General features: G+C 61.7%; 1 protein-coding gene. It reads left to right on the plus strand.

Translation table 11 applies throughout. The features are described from left to right. Nucleotides 1-136: 136 nt before the first annotated feature. Nucleotides 137-447: DUF5815 family protein (locus DVK05_RS16610; RefSeq protein ID WP_233562256.1), on the plus strand; the 311-nt coding region annotated here is incomplete at its 3' end.

The following is a 447-nucleotide window of genomic DNA, read 5'->3' on the forward strand; positions in this document are numbered from 1 at the left end:
CACGCTGCTCATCGTCGGTCCCATCCTCTACGTTACGGGCCGCCGCTGACCGACGCATCGACACCGACCGACCAATTCTCCGCCGCCGATTCGGAAGAACGCGACGTTTAAACGGCGAGAACCGCAACCCACGGGTATGTCTGAACCGCGCGTTCCCGGCGGTCGCGGGGCCGTCTTGGAGTTGCACTGTGGCGAAGAAAAGCGCGTCCGGGAACTCGACTTGGGCAAACGAGAGTTCGACTGCCCCTGTGGCGACACGCACGCCGTCGTCATGGACGCGCACCCACCGGACCGATTCATTCCCGAATTCCTCGTCGAAATCCTTCAGGAGACGATTGAAACGACGAGCGAGGATATGCCCGAGTTCGGCACGGCGCACCTCATGGGAATCGTCCTCGAAGAGTTCCCCGAAGCCGTCATCTCCGAAGATGTCTCCGATGACGGCGA

Origin of the sequence: Halorubrum sp. Atlit-8R, assembly GCF_003666025.1 — an archaeon.
Classification (GTDB): Archaea; Halobacteriota; Halobacteria; order Halobacteriales; family Haloferacaceae; genus Halorubrum; species Halorubrum salinarum.